Below are 18,127 nucleotides of genomic sequence, written 5' to 3' on the forward strand. Positions count from 1 at the left end.
CCTCACCCCCGCGGACCTCGAACCCAACCGCCCCACGCACGCCCCGGACGGCGGACTCATCGCCTTCTGCGCCTACCGCGGCGGCGGATTCCACCTCTGGACCGTGCGCCCCGACGGCTCCGGCCTGCGGCAACGCACCGACGGCCCCTGGGACGACCGCGGCCCGGCCTGGTCACCCGACGGCACCCGGCTCGCCTTCGCCTCCGAGCGCGGCGGAGACCCCGTGGACGGCGGCCCGTACCGCATCCACATCCTGGACCTGCGCGCCGGCCGGATCACCCGCGTCACGGGCCTGCCCGACCAGGACGGGCCCTTACAGGACGGCCCGTGGGAGGACTTCGACCCCACGTGGTCACCCGACGGCACCCGCATCCTGTTCGTCCGCGCGAAGACGGTCACCACCACCCAGGGCCTGAGCCTGGAGGCCCGCACGATCGCCGCCGTCCCCGCCGACGGCGCCGGCCCGGTCACCGTCCGGCACACCGAGACCGAGGCCGCCCAGGTCATGACTCCCGCCCTCGCCCCCGACGGCCGCCTCGCCCACCTGCGCACCACGGCCTCCCCGGACGGCTCCTGCACCCTCGTCGTCGACGGTCGTCCCGTCCCGGTCGGTGGGGACATCGCCCCGGTGCCCCCGCGCTGGACACCGGAGGGCGAGCTGCTCCTCACGGTCGACGGCGCCTTCACCCTCGTACGACCCGACAGACCCCAGGAGCCGGAGACCGTGCCCTTCGAGGGCGTGCTCCCCGTGGAGCGGCCGCGGTACCGGACCAAGGAGTACGACCTGGGGGAGAGCCGCGCGCGTCCGGTACGGGGTGTCCATCTGCCCGCGCTGTCGCCCGACGGCCGGCAGATCGCGTTCGCGGCCCTCAACTCGCTGTGGATCGCGGGCAGTACGGGCGGCCGTCCACCCCGGCGGCTGAGGCGTTCGGCGCCCACGCGGTATCTGCTGGCCCCGTCCTGGGCGCCCGACGGGCGGTCCCTCGTCTACGCCGACGACCGTGACGGGCTCCTCGGCGTGTACCGGCATGATCTGGCCACCGGGGACGAGACCCCTCTCGCGACCGGCGGCCGGGTCTTCCCGGTGCTGTCGCCCGACGGGCAGCGGCTCGCCAGCCTCGACCTGACCGGGCGGCTCGTCGTCCGTGACCTGGCGTCCGGCGAGGAACGCGTCCTGGCCGCACCCCTCGGCGGTGGCGGACTGCCGGGCCGCCCCACCTGGTCACCCGACGGCCGCCACCTCGCCCTGTGCGACCGCAACCGCCTGAGTGCCCGCTTCCGCGAGGGCTACAACGTCATCCGGATCGTCGACACGACGACCGGCACCGACCGCCTCCACACCGTCGCGCCCCACACGTCGATCTCCGACCGTTACGACTCCGGACCCGTCTGGTCACCCGACGGCCGATGGATGGCCGTGATCGTCGAGTCCGCCCTGTGCCTGCTGCCCGTCGAACCCGACGGCGCCCCACGAGGCGACCTGCGCACCCTCACCACCGAACCGGCCGACCACCCCTCGTGGTCCGGCGACTCGCGCACCCTGCTGTACCTCTCCGGAACCCGGCTGCGGCTCGTCGACGCCGACGGCGGCCCCGCCCGGACCGTCCGAGTGCCGCTCGACGGCTCCCGGCCCACGCCCGCCGACGTGGTGGTGCACGCCGGGCGTCTGTGGGACGGCACGGGCGAGGATGTCCGGGACGACGTCGACATCGTCGTACGCGGTGGACGCATCGCGGCGGTGGAGCCCCACCGCGGCGGGCGGCGAGCCGCCCTCCGACGGATCGACGCCTCTACCCGGACCGTCGTCCCCGGACTGTGGGACACGCACATCCACCCCTGGCAGACCACCTACGGCGGACGCCAGACCACAGGCCAGCTCACCTACGGCATCACCACCGCCGTCTCCCTCGGCGGCTTCGCCCACGAACAGGCCCGCATCCGCGAGGCGGTCGCCGCCGGGCAGCTCGCCGGACCACGGCTGCTGACCACCGGCGAACTCCTCGACGGGGCGCGCGTCGCGTACAGCATGGGCCGCGCCCACCGGACCCGGGAGGGCCTGCGCCGCTCCCTGGAGCGGGCCGCCGCGCTGGACTGGGACTTCGTCAAGACCTACGTACGGGCCCCGACTTGGGTCATGGAGGAGGCCGCCCGGTTCGCACACGAGCGCCTCGGCGTGCGGACCGGAAGCCACCTGCTCTCACCGGGCGTCCAGATCGGCCAGGACCTGACGACCCATCTGCAGGCCACCCAGCGCGCCGAGTTCGGCCACGCCATCACCGCCACGGGACGCGCCTACCAGGACGTCGTCGAGGTGTACGGCGCACGCGGGATGGGGTTCTCCCTGATCGCCACGCCCTTCACCTCCGCACCCCTGCTCGGCGCGGACCCCGCCCTCGCCGACGACCCCCGCGTCACCGTCGTGATGCCGCCCTGGGACGCCGCCGCCGTCCAGCAGGCGGCCGGCGCCCCACCCACCGCCGCCCAACTCGCCGCGCTGCGCACGGAAACCGACATCTACCGGCGGATCCTGGCGGCCGGCGGCCTCGTCGCCCTCGGCACGGACCAGCCGATCGTCCCCGTCGGCCTCGCCCTCCACCTGAGCCTGCGCGCCCTGCACCGGGGCGGTATGTCCCCGGCGCAGGCGCTGCGTACCGCGACCGTCCTGCCCGCCCGACTCTTCGGCGTCGACCGCGACCTGGGCACCGTCGAAGAGGGCAGGCTCGCCGACCTGACCGTCGTCGACGGCGACCCTTTCACGGACTTCGCCACCCTCGTACGGACGGTGTCCGTCCTCAGGGGCGGAGTCCCGTACGCCACCGAGGAGTTGGTCGCCGCCTTCGAACCGTCGGCCCGGCGGACCACGGCCGCCGAGGACGACTGGCTCGGGGTGGGGCGGCGGATGCGGCGCGACGGCTGCTGTGACGGTCATGGGCTGTGAGGGGTTCTGACGGTCTCTGAGGGGTTCTCAGCCGACCTCCGCTTCCCGCGGGCCCCGGGAGCGTCTCCGGGCGCGTTGGCGTTCGAGCCGGACCAGCAGCGGACGGCTGCCGAACAGGCTCAGTTGCTGCACATGGACGGGTGCCAGGCCGAGTGCCAGGGCGTGGCCCAGGCCGCGTGCCTCGGGCAGCAGCACGATCGCCCGTCCCTCGTCGGTGAGGACACGGGCGAGTTCGTGCCACCACCGCTCCGGGTGCCCGGACAGGCGTCCGCCCGCGTCGACCTGGTCCCCCCAGGGCGGGTTGCACAGGACGCGGTCGATGCTGCCGTCGGGCAGGGGAAGCGCACCGGCGTCACCCTGCCTGACGGTGACCGGAAGCTGCCCGGCGTTCTGCCGTGCCGCCCGGCGCGCGGCCGGATCGAGGTCGAACCCGAGCAGCGTGGTGCCCGGCACCGTGTGGTGCGCCTCGATGAGCAGCGTCCCCGCCCCAGAGCACGGGTCCAGCACCCGCTGGCCCGGAAGCAGTTCGGCGGCCTGGGCCATGGCGGCGGCGACCGGGGGGTGCAGCGTTCCCGGAATCGTCACGTTCTTGTAGGCGCGTCGGTGTGCCGGGCGCCGCCCCAGGCGGAGCAGCAGGGTGGCGTGGGTGCCGTCCAGCGTCAGCCGCCACCCGCTGTGGCCGGACGGCGGGGGCTCGCCGTGCCGACGCGCGTGGTACGGCACCCCGGCGCGCTCGGCCAGCACCCGGCCGACGGCGTCCTCGATGTCGTAACGGTTGTACGTCCTGCGCCCCAGGAAGGACGCCGAGATCTCGATGCCGCCGAACCCGGCCGGGCCACCGCGTGCCCGGCGTTCCCGGGCCAGACCCGCCAGATCGACCGTACGGGCCATCTCGGCCAGGGCGGCCAGGTCGCTCTTGTGCGGACCGACATCGCCTTGGCGCCGGGCCAGCAGGAAGACGTCGTCAGCGGTCCGCAGCCGTACGTCGTAGTCACCTGCCCTCGCCCGGAAGCCGACCTCACGGTGGCCGATCCAGTCGACGGTCGCGGAACCTGTCCGCAGAATCTCCGTACCCAGTGCGGGCTCCAGCCCGCGTACGCACCGCGCCACCAGGCGCGCCGCCGTCATGAGACGGCCGGCGTGCCGGGACGGGGGTGCCGAAAGAACACGCGCCGCATGCGCATGATGGCGTTTTCTCCCACGTCGCAGCCCGGGACGGTGGACGACCGTCCCGCGTCGTCGGCGCCGGGTGGACCCGCGTCGTGCCGACGGAGCGGCTAGCGGAGGGGGAAGAAGTACGTCATGATCAAACAGCTTATCAGGGCGTCAAGTTCCGTGAGAATCTTCGGACATGGCCATCATTCATCGCACCACCCTCAAGCCGACCAAGCTGGAACTGCTCACCTCCTGGCTGCCCTCGCGCCCGTGGTACGGCGGCGCCGGCGAACCGGAGCCGGCCAGGGTCGGAGGTTTCCGGCTGGACGACCCGGAGGGAGAGGTCGGGATCGAGTTCATGGTGGTCACCGACATCTCCGGCCCTGAGCCGGCCCACTACCTGGTGCCGCTGACCTATCGCGGCGCCCCGCTCGACGGAGCGGACCACGCCCTCGTCGGGACCATGGAGCACGGGGTGCTCGGGCAGCGCTGGGCCTACGACGGCTGCCACGACCCGGTGCTGCTCGCCCAGTTGTGGGCCCTGATCGAGGGACGGGCCGAGGCGCAGGCGCAGAGCATCACCGACACCCCCGACCGGGAGGTCACCCGTTCCTACGCCGGTGAGGGCCTCACCGCACCGGATCTCGCGACCCCCGCCACCGATGACCAGGACGGCACCGAACTGCCCGCACCGCAGGGCACGACCCTCCGCCTGCACCGGGCCCTGCGGCCCGCCCCGGACGCCTCACCACTGCTTCCCGAAGGAGCCGTCGGCCATGTCGCCGGCGCCTGGCAGCTGCCGGACGGCACTCGCTCCCGGGGACTCTTCGCCGTCCTGCACACCCCCTAGTGGTCGGTCCCCTTGCCCAGGAACAGCTCGGCGAAGGTGGTCGCGGCGGCGGGGGAGCCGAGGATCCGGCGCATGCGCGCGGACGCCGCGCCCGCGCGGAAGGGGTCGCCGGACGACGGCCCGTGGTACAGCTCGGACAGCCACTGTGAGAACTCCTGGTACTGCCAGACCCGGCGCAGGGCCGCCGCCGAGTAGCGGCGCAGCCCGCTGTCGTCGCCCTTGGCGCAGTAAGCGGCGAGGGCGTCGGCGAGGAGCAGTGCGTCGTGCAGCGCGAGGTTCATGCCCTTCGCCGCGATCGGGGCCACGAGGTGGGCCGCGTCGCCCGCGAGGTACAGCCGTCCGTACGTCATCGGTTCGGTGACGTAGTCGTGCATGTCGAGGACGCGCTTCTCGACGAGCCGGCCCTCGGCGAGGGGCGGCGCCCCCTCAACCGCCAGTCGGGTGTGGAGCTCCGACCACACCCTGTCGTCCGGCCAGTTCTCCGGGACGTCGCCGGGCGGGCACTGAAGGTAGTAGCGGGTGACTTCGGGGCTGCGCGCCATGTGGCCCGCGAAGCCCCGGGGGTGCACACCGAGGATCACACAGTCGGAGGACGGCGGCGCCTCGGCGAGCAGCGCCAGCCAGCCCACGCCGTGATCGTGCCGGGCAACCGTCGTGGACGCGTCCGGCATCGCCGTGCGCGTCACCCCACGCGCCCCGTCACAGCCCGCGACGAACTCGCAGCGCAGCAGCCGCCGTTCACCGCTCTCCGGGGCGGAGTACGACACGGAGGGCTGATCGCTGTCGATGTCGTGGAGCTCGACGTCGCGCACGCCGAACCGGATGTCGCCACCCCGCACGTCGGCGTACTCGCGCACCAGGTCGGTCACCAGCAGCGGCTGCGGGTAGACGTAGTGGTGGTGGCCCGTGATCTCCGTGTACGGGAAGCGCTGCCGCTCGCCCTCGAAGCGGAACTCGAACTCCGTGTGGGTGGGCGCGCCTTGCACGATCCGGTCGGCCAGCCCGTGCCGCTCCAGGGCCCGCACCGCCCATTCCTCGAGGAAGCCCGCGCGAGGCCGCTGCTCGATGAACTCCCGGCTCTCGGTCTCCAGGACGACGCAGTCGACGGAGGCGGCCCTCAGGAGGTTGGCGACGGTCAGCCCGGCGGGCCCGGCGCCGACGATCACCACGGGAACGTGCCGCACCGGCACGGAGGAGGGGGTGGTCACGCGACCATTATGCGGGTGCTCATCCGCCCGCGACCTCAAGTGCCCTGACGATCAGGGCCGTTGCCCGAAACCATCCGGAATGCGCCCCCGGAGCCGCCCGACGTGCCTCCGCGCGCCTGGTTGACCACGCGCCACGCGGCCCTAAAGTGAACGAACGTCAACTGATTGAAACCCAAACTGCCTGTGTTGAGGAGTCTCACGTGGACCCTGCGGACCTCGCGGCGATCGAGACGGAACGCGCCCGCATCCGGGACCGGTACCTGACGGCTGACCGGCCGGCGAGCAGCGCGCGCGGTGTGCACCACGTCGCGCTGCTCTCCGCGGACGTGGAACGGACGGTGCGGTTCTACCAGGACCTGCTGGAGTTCCCCCTCACGGAGATGATCGAGAACCGCGACTACAAGGGCTCCACGCACTTCTTCTTCGACCTCGGCAACGGCAACCTGCTCGCCTTCTTCGACTTCCCGGGCCTCGACCTCGGCCCGTACGCGGAGGTCCTCGGCGGACTCCACCACGTCGCCATCTCCGTCGAACCCACCAACTGGCGCCGCCTGCGCGACAAGATCGTCGCCGCGGGCGTGGACCACCAGGAGGAGAGCGGCACGTCGATCTACTTCCGCGACCCCGACGGCGCGCGCGTCGAACTGATCGCCGACCCGCTCGGCGAGATGTACGGGACGTCGGTGGCCTGATCCCGTAGGCCACGACCACCATGACGCAGCTCGACGACGTCCTGCACCTGGTCCGCCGGGTACTCGGCGGCGATCTCACCGGCGCCTACCTCCACGGTTCCGCCGTGCTCGACGGCCTGCGCCCGAGCAGCGACCTGGACGTGCTGGTCGTGGCGCGCCGCCGGACGACCGAGGACGAGCGGCGGGCCCTGGTCGAGGGGCTCATGCGTCTCTCCGGCGAGCGGGCGGCGGCCGGCCCGGCGCGTCCCGTGGAGGTGACCGTCGTCGCCCAGGACGACGTCCGTCCGTGGTGCTACCCACCGCGCTGTGAGTTCCTCTACGGCGAATGGCTGCGCGACGACTTCGAACGGGGTGTGGTGCCCGGGCCCGCCGTCACCCCCGACCTGGCGCCGCTCATCACGATGGCGCTGCACGGTGACAGGGCGCTGCTCGGCCCGCCACCGGCCGAGGTCCTCGCGCCCGTCCCGCACGAGGACCTGCGCCGTGCGATCGTCGCGGGCGTCCCGGACCTCCTCGCCGACCTGGAGTCCGACACCCGCAACGTCCTCCTGACGCTCGCCCGGGTGTGGACGACCCTCGTGACCGGCACCATCAGGTCCAAGGACGCGGCGGCCGCCTGGGCGCTCGACCTCCTCCCACCCGGCCACCGCCCGGCTCTGGCCCTCGCCCGGGCGGCCTACCGAGGCGAACAGCAGGACGACTGGCACGCCCTCATGCCCCAGGCCCGCGCGCTCGCCGCCCGCATGGCCGAGGAGATCCGCGACCAGGCTGACGGGGCCGTTCGCTGAAGGCCGCGGGGGTCACCGCCGCACTCCATCGCTCCGGTACTCCATCGCTCCGGTGGTCCGGTATTCCGGTGCTCGGGTACTCCGGTCGGGTGGCCTGTCGGCACGGGTGTGCGGGCATGCCCGGGACGGGCGCCGGGCCTGCTTACCGTGCGTATGTGGTGGCTCATCGAAGCCTGCGGGCCCGCTGGCACGACTCGGCCGCCGGACGGCTCTGGCAGCACGGCGGAGACCTGGAACTCCTGCACCGGGCCATGGGCTTCGCGGCGCTCGGCCTGGTCACCCTGGCTCCGCTGCTGATCGTCGTCGCGGCGGCCGCACCCTTCCAGGAACGGGGATTCGCCCTGTGGGTGATCGACGGCATGAGCCTGTCGGGGCGCCCGGCGGAGGCCGTGCACGACCTGTTCTCCGCCCCGCGGAGGGTCCTGAGCACCACCAGCGTGTTCAGCGTGCTCGTCCTGGCCCTGTTCGGCGTGGCCTTCGCCAGCAGCGTGCAGAACGGCTACGAGCGGATCTGGGAAGTGCCCGCGGGACCATGGCACGCCGTGTGGCGCCAGGTGGTGTGGCTCGCCGGGCTGACGGGATACCTGTTCGCCGAGGCACAGAGCGGCGCGGTGCTGCGGGAGGGACTGGGGAAGTCGGCTCTCCGCATCACACTCACCATCGTCCTCGGCCTGCTGTTCTTCTGGTGGGGGCAGCACTTCCTGCTCGGCGAGCGGGTGGGGTGGTGGGCGCTGCTGCCGGGCGCCCTGGCCACCGTGGCGGGCCTGGTGGGCCTGCGCTGGTTCTCGTTCCTGGTGTTCTCACCGCTGATCGTGGACAACGCGGTCACCTACGGCGCCGTCGGCACCGTTCTGATCGTGCAGTCCTGGCTCATCGGCGTCGGGTTCGTGGTGTTCGGCGGCTCCCTGCTGGGACGCCATGTCCACGATGCCTGGGAACGGCGGGCGGGGTGAACCCCCAGTGGCCCTCGGGCTCCTGTCAGCGCCGCAGCGTCTCCGGCCAGTTCGAGGGCACGCGCCCCTGCGGTCCCGGTACCGGCTGGTCGGCGGGGTGGGCCAGCGGGGGAGCGAGGTCCGGGCCGGACTCGTACATCTCCTCGGTCTCGTAGTTCCAGAACCAGGCCTCGCCCGGCTCGTAGCTGCGGATGAACGGATGGGCGGCGTCGCGGGCATGGGCGCTCGCGTGCTGAGCGGGCGAGCTGTCGCAGCAGCCGACGTGCCCGCACTGGGCACAGCGCCGCAGATGGAACCACCATCCGCCTGCGGCCTCGCACTCCGCACAGCCCGTCCCGCTCGGCGGGACGCTCGGGTCGATTCCGGCGGGCAGGGTCATGATGCCTCCTCGGTGGCCGTGGACGGCTCGGGTGCTTCGGGGGCCCCGGGCGTGTCGGACTCCGCAGCCGTCAGCGGAAGCCGCACCTGGAACCGCGTGTCGCCCGGTACGGACTGCACGTCGAGGCTCCCGTGGTGCTTGTTGACGACGATGCGCCACGAGATGTCCAGCCCGAGCCCCGTGCCCTGACCGACCGGCTTGGTCGTGAAGAACGGGTCGAAGATGCGACCGCGGATGTCCGCCGGTATCCCGGGGCCCGTGTCGCGGAACTCGATCAGCAACAGGTCCCGGTCGAGCGCCGTCCGCACGGTCAGCCTGCCCTCCCCGCCGGCGTCGTTGATCGCCCCGACCGCGTTGTCGATCAGGTTCGTCCACACCTGGTTCAGTTCGCCCGGATAGGCCGGGACGCGCGGCAGCGAGCGGTCGTAGTCCTTGACCACCTCGATCCGCGAACCGATCTTCCCCGTCAGCATCAGCAGCGTGCTGTCGAGGAGTTCGTGCACGTCCGCGACCTGGTACGGCGCCCTGTCGAGCTGCGAGTACTGCTTGGCCGCGTCCACGAGGCTGGAGACACGGGTGGTGGAGTCCTCGATCTCGTTCATCAGGAGCTCGGTCTCCACCGTGTAGTTGAGCCACCGCACGGCGCCCTCGAGCGTCTCCTCGGTCACGGCCGCCGCGACCTGGTCCAGCCAGTCGGTGTCGAGGCCGGCCTGCACGAACGTCGGCGCTAGCTGCCAGCCGCCCGCGATGCCGTGGTCGTCGAGCCACTCCTCCAGCGCGTCCTCCCGGTCGGACGCCTCCAGCGGGCTGAGCGGCGTCGCCTTGGCCACCTGGTCCGCCGTACGCTCCTGGATCTCGACCAGCGTCTGCAAGGTCTCCCGCTGGTAGGAACCCGCCGCGATGATGCCGAGTTTGTGCCGCATCCCGGCGACCCGCTCCCGCAGCGCCGACGTGGCCCGGACGGCCGCCGCCGCGGGGTTGTTGAGCTCGTGGGTGAGACCCGCCGACAGCGAGCCCAGCGCCAGCAGCCGCTCGCGCTGGTTGATGACCTGCTGGGTGTTCTTCTGACCGAAGAACAGGCCCTCCAGCAGATGTACCGCCATCGGGAACCAGTCCCGCATGACCGCCGCGAAGGTCTCCGACGGCAGGATGAAGAACCGGGACGGCTCCGTCACCCGCATCGACCCGTTGTAGACCGCCGCCCGCGCCCGGTCCCCGAGATACGCCTGGAACGCACCCGCGTACACCCCGCGCTGCGAACTCCGGCTGATCTCCACGTCGTCGCCGCCGACCCGCCGCGACAGCACGACCGTGCCCTCCAGCAGCACGAAGAAGCAGGTCGCGGTCTCACCCTCGGTGTAGACGGGCCCCGGCTCGAAGCGCTCCACCCGTCCCTCACGGCACAGCCGCGCCACCTGCTCGGCGTCGAGCTTCTCGAACAGGAACAGCGTGCTGAGTTCCGCCACGTCGCACGGCATCGGCTGCCCGCTCATGACTGCTCCAGATAGCGGTGGACGAGCATCACGGCCATCGCTCCCTCTCCGACCGCCGACGCGACCCGCTTGGCGGACTCCGCCCGAGCGTCCCCGGCGACGAACACACCGGGCACATTGGTCTCCAGGTGGTACGGCGGCCGGTCCAGCTCCCAGCCCGGGGGCGGCCCGCCGTCGCTGGTCAGGTCCGGCCCGGCCAGGACGAACCCGTGGTCGTCCCGCAGCAGGGTGCCCTCCAGCCAGTCCGTCAGCGGCGCGGCGCCGATGAACACGAACACCCACTGGGCGTCGACGAGTTCGGTGTGCCCGCTCGCCGGCTCGCGCAGGGTGAGCTGCTCCAGGTGGTCCATGCCGTGGGCGGCCTCCACGACCGTGCCGGTGCGCACGGTGATGTTGGGCATCCCCTCGATCTGCTGGATCAGGTAGTGCGACATCGACGCCTCCAGCGACGGGCCGCGCACCAGCAGCGTCACCGACTTCGCGTGGCGCGCCAGATACATCGCGGCCTGCCCCGCCGAGTTCGCCCCGCCCACGATGTACACGTCGTGCCCCTGGCAGGCGGCCGCCTCCGTCAGCGCCGACCCGTAGAACACCCCGCACCCGGTCAGGTCCCCGCAGCCCGGCGCGTCGAGCTGCCGGTACGACACGCCGGTCGCCAGGATCACGCTGTGCGCGGCGATCGCGGAACCGTCGGAGAACCGGATCGTGCGCGACGCACCGTTGACCTCAAGAGCCGTCACCTCGCGCGCCGTGAGGATCTCGGCACCGAACTTCGTGGCCTGCCGCCGCGCCCGGCCCGTGAGCTGGGCCCCGGACACACCGTCGGGGAAGCCGAGGTAGTTCTCGATCCGTGAGCTCTGGCCCGCCTGACCACCCGTCGCGGACCGCTCCACGAGGACGGTCCGCAGACCCTCCGAGGCCCCGTACACGGCGGCCCCGAGTCCGGCCGGTCCTCCACCGATGACGACCAGGTCGTAGAACTCGGCCGCCGGCGTCGTGGCGAGCCCGACCCGGTCCGCGAGCTCCGCGTCCTCGGGCGCCACCAGCGGCGTACCGTCCGGGGTGACCACGAGCGGCAGCCGCTCACCGTCGGCCTCGGCCGCCGCCAGCAGCCTGCGCCCCTCCGGCTCGTCGGACGAGAACCAGCGGTACGGCACCTGGTTGCGGGCCAGGAACTCCCGTACGTCCGACGACCTCGCCGACCACCGGTGCCCGACCACCTTCGTCACGCCCACGCATGTCCGGTCCGCCGCACGCCATGCCTCCAGCAGGTCGTCCAGGACCGGGTAGAGCTTCTCCTCCGGTGGGTCCCACGGCTTCAGCAGGTAGTGGTCGAGGTCGATCACGTTGATCGCGTCGATCGCCGCGTTCGTGTCGGCGTACGCCGTCAGAAGCACCCGCCGGGCGCGGGGATAGACGTCGAGCGCCTGCTCCAGGAACTCGATGCCGTTCATCTGCGGCATCCGGTAGTCGGCCAGGAGCACCGCCACCTGGTCACCGCGCAGCTTCAGCTCCCGCAGCGCCTCCAGGGCACTCTCGCCGGACTCCGCCCGCACGATCCGGTACGACTCGCCGTACCTGCGGCGCAGATCCCGCGCCACCGCGCGCGAGACCCCCGGATCGTCGTCCACGGTCAGAATGACGTTCCGTGCCGGGCCTGCGGACTGCGCCATACGTCTCCCATCCCACCCCGAACGCCGATCGGCGCTCGCCCTCGGCCATCGTATGGTCGATCGTCCCGTTTCGCTTCGGAAGGGGGATGCACTCCGGGCGCCGGGGAAGGAACGCTCCGTACGAAGACGCACGACAGCGACCCAGCGAGGGAGAGGCAACCGTATGACCCGCCCGATCACCGTGGGAGTGGACGGAACGCCCGAGAGCAAGGCCGCCGTGGCCTGGGCGGGCCGGGAGGCCGTCCGCCGCGACCTGCCCCTGCGGATCGTGCACGCCTGGCAGTGGCAGCCGACCGACGTCGCCGTCACCGTGGACCAGGACACCCAGGCAGAGTGGGCGCGCGACCTGGTGCGGGACACCGAGCGGACCGTCGTCGAACGGCACCCGGGCCTGACCGTGACCGCCGAGATCCTGGACGGGAGGACGGCCGTCGAGTCCCTCGTGCCCGCGGCGGCGGAGGCCGAGACGCTGGTGCTGGGCTCGCGCGGGCACGGCGCGATCGTCGGGTTCCTGCTCGGCTCCGTCGGCCAGCAGGTCCTCGCCGAGACCGAACGGCCCGTCGTCCTCGTCCGCTCCGACGACCACCCCGAGGCCGAGGCGGCCGGCCGGGAGATAGTCGTCGGCCAGCACGGCGGCCCCGACGACAGCTCCGCCGCCCTCGGCTTCGCCTTCGGGACGGCCGCCGCACGCGGCGCCGGACTGCGCGTCGTACGGGCCTGGAGCCTGCCCCCGGTGTTCGCCTACAGCCCCGGCTCCATGAAACTCGCGGACGAGGCCGGGGGCCTGGAGCCGTACGAGAAGAAGGCCCTCGGCGAGGCGCTGAAGCCCTGGCGCGAACGGTACCCCGACGTACCCGTGACCGAGCACGTGGAGATCGGCAGCGCGGCCCAGGTGCTGCTCTCGATGGCCGGGCAGGCCCAGCTGATGGTGGCCGGGCGCCGTGCCCACCGCCGCGCGGTCGGGTCACGCATCGGCTCGGTCGCCCACGCCCTGGTGCATCACGCGCCCTGCCCGGTGGCCGTCGTACCGCCGTCCTGAACCGCCTCGGCCACGGCGGAATCGGGGAGCGACGCACGGACCTTGGGGAGGACGTTCTCGACGTACTCCTTCACGGCCGTGTCGAGACCGATGTCGTGCTGGGCCCGCTCCGACAGGTACCAGCGGTGTTCGAGCAGCTCGTGGTACAGCTCGGCCGGGTCCATGGACCCCCGCAGCTCCAGCGGGATCGCCCGCACGGTCGGCCGGAACACGTCGCGGACCCAGCGGTGGGCCAGCACCTCCGGGCGGGCGGCGAGAGGATCGCCGGGCGCGTAGTCGTCCTGGGTGGCCATCCAGCTCTCCAGATCGGTCAGGAGCCTGCGCGCCTGGTTCTCCTCGGCGTCGAGGCCCGTCAGCCGCAGCAGCTGCCGAGGGTGGTGACCGGCGTCGACGACCTTCGGCACGAAGGTGACGCTGTCGCCGTTGTTCGAGTGGGTGATCTGCATCTCGGCCACGTCGAAGCCGAGCTCGTTGAGGCGACGGATGCGCCGCTCGATGTAGTGGTGCTTGCCCGCCGGGTACACCGACGTGCGGGTCAGCTCCCCCCACAGGCTGTGGTAGCGCGCGCAGATCTCCGTGCCGAACTCGATGGGGTCCACGGACGGGTGCAGCGCGCCGGACGCCTCCAGGTCGAGCAGCTCCCCGCTGATGTTCACCCGCGCCAGGTCGAGGTCGTAGTCGCGCTGCCCGTCGCTGAGCCGCGGGTGCAGCTCGCCGGTCTCCGCGTCGACCAGGTACGCGGCGTAGGCACCGGCGTCCCGCCGGAACAGGGTGTTGGACAGGGAGCAGTCGCCCCAGGCGAACCCGGCCAGGTGCAGCCGCACCAGCAGCACGGCCAGCGCGTCCATGAGGCGATGCATGGTGGCGGGCCGCATCGTCGTCTCGAACAGCGACCGGTACGGCATCGAGCCGCGCAGGTGACGCGTGATCAGCACGGGCTCCAGGTAGTCGCCGTCGGCGTCGGTCCGGCCGGTGACCACGGCCAGCGCGTCCACCGTGGGGATGCCCAGCCGGTCCAGGTCCCGCAGCAGTTCGAACTCCCGCACAGCGGGCCGTTCGGCGAGCTCCTTCACGGCGACGACCTCCGAGCCGGCGCGGGCATAGCGCACCACGTGCCGCGAGATGCCGCGCGGCAGCGGCACGAGCTGGTCCTCGGGCCACTCCTCCAGAGGCAGGTGCCACGGCAGGTCCAGCAGCAGCGCGGGATGCTCCGGGTTCGTGGCGCTGATCTGCAAAGCCATCGGTGTCCTGCCCTCGCCTCACGGTCGTGCGTCGGTCGGGCACAGCCGAGCGCCGTGTCCGAAGAGCATCTCCGCACTTCGACAGCCGTCACGTCAACCTGGTGAGGGTGTACTTCACTCGCCGTTCAGGGGGCGCAGCCCCCTAGGGGCGCGGGGAACTGCGCGACCAGCCACACACAACCGGCAGCCGCGAGAACAACGTCAGCCACCCCTCCGGTCGCGCACCCGGAGAAACGTCACCGCACACGCCGGAACACATCATCCGCATCGTCCCAGCTCATCGACTCGTCAATGGCCGACAGACTCCTACGGGCCGCGCGCGACGACTGGTACATCGCGTCGATCTCCACCTCGTACCTGCGCGTGATGGCGTCCCTGCGCAGCTTCATCGACGGGGTCAGCAGTCCGTTGGCCACGTCGAACGGTTCCGGCAGGATGCGGAACACCCGGATCGACTCCGAGCGCGACACCGTGCTGTTGGCCGCGGCGACGGCGCGCTGCACCTCCTGCTGCAGTGCGTTCTCCTCCCGCGCTCCCGGGCCGGAGGCGTCACCCTGGTCGAACAGGGCGCGGCGCCAGTGCTGCACGAAGTCGGGATCGAGCGTGATCAGAGCCCCGACGCAGGGCCGGTTGTCACCGACGACCACGGCCTGGTGGATGAGCGGATGCACGCGCAGGAGTTCCTCGAGCGGCGCCGGGGCGACACTCTTCCCTCCGCTGGTGACGATGATCTCCTTCTTGCGGCCCGTGATCGAGAGATAGCCCTCGGAGTCGACCCGCCCGATGTCGCCGGTGGCCAGCCAGCCGTCGCGCAGGACCGTCCGGGTGCCGAGCTCGTCGTTGATGTACCCCTGGAACACCGACGGGCCGGACACCAGGATCTCCCCGTCGTCCGCGACCCGTAGGTCCACGCCCGGCAGCGGGCGTCCCACGGTGCCGAACTTCATCCGCCCCACGGGCTGTGCCGTGATGCCGCCACAGGTCTCCGTGAGTCCATAACCGTCATGGACGAGAATGCCGATTCCCGAATAGAAAAGGGCGAGATCACGATTCAGCGGAGAACCGCCGGACACCGCCCCGCACACCCGGCCGCCCAGCGAGGCCCGCAGTCTCCGGTACACGGTCTTTTCATAGAAGGCGTGCTGGAGGCGTAGATCGAATCCCGGTCCGTTGCCCCTGTCCAGACGGTGCCGCTCGACCGCCAGGGCGTAGTCCTGGGCCGTACGCACCGCACGTTCGAACAGGGCACCCCGGCCCGACTCCTGTGCGCGCCTGAGGAAGTTCTTGTAGATCTTCTCGAAGACGGACGGAACGCCGTAGAGAAACGTCGGCCGGAACGACAGGAAATCGGCGCCGAGCGTTTCCTCCCGCAGATCGGGTTCGTGCGCCATCAGCATCCCGCCCCGCAGACACAGGCCCTGGATCATGAGGCCGTACACATGCGAGAAGGGGAGGAAGGCGAGAACCGCCGGCTGGACACCCTGGGGTGCCGTGGTGTGCCGCCAGCCGGCCAGCAGCGTGTCGCACGGGCTCGCCAGGCCCCGGTGCGACAGCGCGCACCCCTTGGGGCGCCCGGTCGTACCGGACGTGTAGGCGATCACGGCGGTCGAGTCCGGCAGCACGATCCGCCGCAGCGAGTCGATGGTCGGCTCCGGCACCGACGAGCCGCGCTCCACCAACTGCTCCAGCGACCCGTCGTCCAGCTGCCAGACGTGACGCAGACCGGGCAGCCCGTCGCACACCGAGCCGACCGTCATCGCCCCCTGCTCGTCCTCGACCACGACCCCGGCGCAGTTCGCGTCGCTGAGGATCCATTGCACCTGGTCGCGCGACGACGTCGGATAGATCGGTACGACCTCGGCGCCCACCGCCCACAGGGCGACGCTGAGCACGGTCCACTCGTACCGGGTGCGGGCCATGATGGCCACCCGGTTCCCCGGCTGGATCCCGCTCGCGACGAACCCCTTGGCCAGGGCGACCACTTCGTCCCGCAGCTCGATCGCGCTGACTCGTGTCCATGTGTCCGTGTCGGTGCGGCGCGCGATCAACGGCAGGCCGGGAGCACGGCTCGCCGCGTCGAAGACACTGTCGGCGAGCCCTCCCGTCAGAGGGGGCGCGACCGGTGGGGCGGAGGTCCGGAAGGTCTGCATGCACTTCCTGTGTCGTTACCTGCGTGTCGCCGGTGGTGTACTGGCGGTAATCGAACGTAGCGCATGTGGTGGCCGCCCGTGGGGCGAATGAGCAAGGAGCCCGCCGTCAGGGCCGGGCGTACTCCTGGCGCACGGTGCCGGCGAGCTGGGCCAGCGCCTCCTCAGAGCGTGCGCGGTCGGCCTCGTCGAGGGCGGCGAGCGCGTCGGCGGCGGCCTCCCGGACCCGGCGGGGCACCTCCTCCAGGGCCGCCATGCGGTAGGCGACGGTGCGCCGCGACAGACGCTCCTCGGCTGTCACACCACCGGGCCCGGACCGGGGGAAGACGGCGGCCTCGTACACGGTCACGTGCAGCAGCACCCCGTGGGCGATCCCCTCCCCGTACCCGCGCACACCGGCCTCCCGCTGGGCCTCGGCGAAACCGGCGAGTGCCCGTCTTCGTATGAGGAACGAGCCGACGAGACCCGCCGCACCCGCGCCCACCGCCGCGGACAGCCCGACGACCGCACCCCCGAGGAGGGCGCCCACGATCGCCCCGGTCGCGGTCGTGAGGCAGACCAGTCCGGTGGTGAGCAGGAACAGGGCGCGCGTCGGCGTGAAGGGCGTCATGCGAGGCAGTCTGCCAGCAACCGCTTTCCCGTACCTGATCATGCAGGAACAGTGTGCGCACACGATCGCGGAGTACTGCGGAAGTGTGATGTGTGGCACGTGGGGCATCGGCGTCTCAGTCGTGGCGCGACGAATCGTGGCTGCGCACGGCTTGATCGCTGATCACTCGGCGGAAATGCGCAGGCAACGGGATCTCTCGCCCGTTTGACAGTGCGTCCGGCGCGTGGATACAAGCATTTCGCGAGGTCGGGAGGTGGAGAGTGCGCGTGCCCAATGTGATCGGGGACTGGCAGGAGTGCGACGGTGGGCACGCGGGCCTGCGTGTACGCGTCCACGGCGTGGAGCGGGCGGAGCCTCCGCGGGGCCGTGACGACGCGGCCGAGGGACTCGTCTATTTCCGGTTCCGGGTGACGGTGGAGAACCGCGCGAGCACGCATTTCGGTATCCATGTCGAGGACGGTCAGTTCGACGTGCGGACGGGCCCGGATGGCGAGAGCGCATTTCTCGACTGGCGCAATTCCCAATTCATCGAAGGATTCGATCTCTATCCGCTGCGGCGCGCCACGGCCGTCATCTTTGCCGCGGCCGTCGATTCCTCCCTCGAACGTATGGACATTCAGATCCAGCTGAGAACGGACGAGGAATGGGCCGACCGCTATCTGTGGGCGGGCGGCATCGGTGCGGACGGGGATGCCCGGGGCCGTGACGCGGCCCTGGACGGGACCGGAGAGGGGCTGGCCTGCCAGGTCAGCAGCTTTCTGCAGCGGGAGGCGGAGCAGGGGCCGGGCTGAGGGTTGTGTCTCGCCCCCGCCGCACCTACCCGTCCCGTCCCCGGGGCTCCGCCCCGGACCCCGCTCCTCAAACGCCGGAGGGGCTGATTTTTCTCCGGCCGGGGCTTGGAATTTCAGCCCGCCCGGCGTTTGAGGACGAGGCCGCAAGGCCGACAGCGGGGGTCTGGGGG

15 protein-coding genes are annotated in these 18,127 nt (G+C 71.8%); 7 read left to right on the forward strand and 8 right to left on the reverse strand.

The genetic code is table 11. From position 1 onward, the window contains the following. On the forward strand, positions 1-2,938 hold a 2,938-nt coding region (locus tag FNH08_RS22085; protein WP_152773228.1), incomplete at its 5' end, for an amidohydrolase family protein. Positions 2,939-2,965: 27 nt separating this feature from the next. Here the strand turns inward: FNH08_RS22085 and FNH08_RS22090 are convergent. After that, on the reverse strand, positions 2,966-4,066 hold the full coding sequence (locus FNH08_RS22090) for a TRM11 family SAM-dependent methyltransferase (protein WP_152773229.1): 1,101 nt from the start codon (positions 4,064-4,066) through the stop codon (positions 2,966-2,968). A 223-nt stretch (positions 4,067-4,289) separates the two neighbouring features. On the opposite strand from FNH08_RS22090, the gene FNH08_RS22095 reads away from it, so the two are divergent. Beyond that, on the forward strand, positions 4,290-4,943 hold the full coding sequence (locus FNH08_RS22095) for a maltokinase N-terminal cap-like domain-containing protein (RefSeq protein WP_152773230.1): 654 nt from the start codon (positions 4,290-4,292) through the stop codon (positions 4,941-4,943). On the opposite strand, the gene FNH08_RS22100 is transcribed toward FNH08_RS22095, so the two are convergent. Further along, on the reverse strand, positions 4,940-6,151 hold the full coding sequence (locus tag FNH08_RS22100; protein ID WP_322725086.1) for a 4-hydroxybenzoate 3-monooxygenase: 1,212 nt from the start codon (positions 6,149-6,151) through the stop codon (positions 4,940-4,942). The two genes, FNH08_RS22095 and FNH08_RS22100, sit on opposite strands and share 4 nt — an antisense overlap. 200 nt (positions 6,152-6,351) lie before the next feature. Here FNH08_RS22100 and FNH08_RS22105 point away from each other — a divergent pair, with 200 nt between their 5' ends. From FNH08_RS22105 to FNH08_RS22115, 3 genes are all read left to right on the forward strand, one after another. Next, a complete protein-coding gene (locus FNH08_RS22105; protein WP_322725087.1) occupies positions 6,352-6,843 on the forward strand; it encodes a VOC family protein in 492 nt (163 codons plus the stop codon). Between the two features lie 20 nt (positions 6,844-6,863). Beyond that, a complete protein-coding gene (locus tag FNH08_RS22110) occupies positions 6,864-7,631 on the forward strand; it encodes an aminoglycoside adenylyltransferase family protein (RefSeq protein ID WP_152773232.1) in 768 nt (255 codons plus the stop codon). 116 nt (positions 7,632-7,747) lie between these two features. Further along, positions 7,748-8,584: a ribonuclease BN gene (locus tag FNH08_RS22115; protein WP_152773233.1), complete on the forward strand. Its 837-nt coding sequence runs from the start codon at positions 7,748-7,750 to the stop codon at positions 8,582-8,584. 25 nt (positions 8,585-8,609) lie between these two features. On the opposite strand, the gene FNH08_RS22120 is transcribed toward FNH08_RS22115, so the two are convergent. The 3 genes from FNH08_RS22120 to FNH08_RS22130 are packed head-to-tail and all read right to left on the reverse strand — an operon-like array spanning position 8,610 to position 12,129. Further along, positions 8,610-8,963 carry a UBP-type zinc finger domain-containing protein gene (locus FNH08_RS22120; protein ID WP_152773234.1) on the reverse strand — a complete coding sequence of 118 codons (354 nt, stop codon included), beginning with the start codon at positions 8,961-8,963 and terminating at the stop codon, positions 8,610-8,612. After that, positions 8,960-10,456: an ATP-binding protein gene (locus FNH08_RS22125; protein ID WP_152773235.1), complete on the reverse strand. Its 1,497-nt coding sequence runs from the start codon at positions 10,454-10,456 to the stop codon at positions 8,960-8,962. Before FNH08_RS22125 ends, FNH08_RS22120 begins: the two co-directional genes overlap by 4 nt. Further along, positions 10,453-12,129, reverse strand: coding sequence for an FAD-dependent oxidoreductase (locus tag FNH08_RS22130; protein ID WP_152773236.1), 1,677 nt, complete (start codon positions 12,127-12,129; stop codon positions 10,453-10,455). Before FNH08_RS22130 ends, FNH08_RS22125 begins: the two co-directional genes overlap by 4 nt. Before the next feature lie 163 nt (positions 12,130-12,292). Between FNH08_RS22130 and FNH08_RS22135 the strand changes: the two genes are divergently transcribed. Then, positions 12,293-13,168 carry a universal stress protein gene (locus FNH08_RS22135; RefSeq protein ID WP_152773237.1) on the forward strand — a complete coding sequence of 292 codons (876 nt, stop codon included), beginning with the start codon at positions 12,293-12,295 and terminating at the stop codon, positions 13,166-13,168. Here the strand turns inward: FNH08_RS22135 and FNH08_RS22140 are convergent. From FNH08_RS22140 to FNH08_RS22150, 3 genes are all read right to left on the reverse strand, one after another. Next, positions 13,129-14,409, reverse strand: coding sequence for a DUF4032 domain-containing protein (locus FNH08_RS22140; RefSeq protein ID WP_152773238.1), 1,281 nt, complete (start codon positions 14,407-14,409; stop codon positions 13,129-13,131). The two genes, FNH08_RS22135 and FNH08_RS22140, sit on opposite strands and share 40 nt — an antisense overlap. A 236-nt stretch (positions 14,410-14,645) precedes the next feature. Then, on the reverse strand, positions 14,646-16,559 hold the full coding sequence (locus FNH08_RS22145) for an AMP-dependent synthetase/ligase (RefSeq protein WP_152773239.1): 1,914 nt from the start codon (positions 16,557-16,559) through the stop codon (positions 14,646-14,648). A 106-nt stretch (positions 16,560-16,665) separates the two neighbouring features. Beyond that, positions 16,666-17,166 (reverse strand): hypothetical protein, encoded by a 501-nt coding sequence (locus tag FNH08_RS22150; protein WP_152773240.1) that lies wholly within the window; start codon positions 17,164-17,166, stop codon positions 16,666-16,668. A gap of 260 nt (positions 17,167-17,426) precedes the next feature. On the opposite strand from FNH08_RS22150, the gene FNH08_RS22155 reads away from it, so the two are divergent. Next, a complete protein-coding gene (locus FNH08_RS22155) occupies positions 17,427-17,957 on the forward strand; it encodes a hypothetical protein (RefSeq protein ID WP_322725091.1) in 531 nt (176 codons plus the stop codon). The last annotated feature ends 170 nt before the right edge of the window (positions 17,958-18,127 follow it).

Origin of the sequence: Streptomyces spongiae, from assembly GCF_009377185.1 — a bacterium.
In the GTDB taxonomy this organism is placed as follows: domain Bacteria; phylum Actinomycetota; class Actinomycetes; order Streptomycetales; family Streptomycetaceae; genus Streptomyces; species Streptomyces spongiae.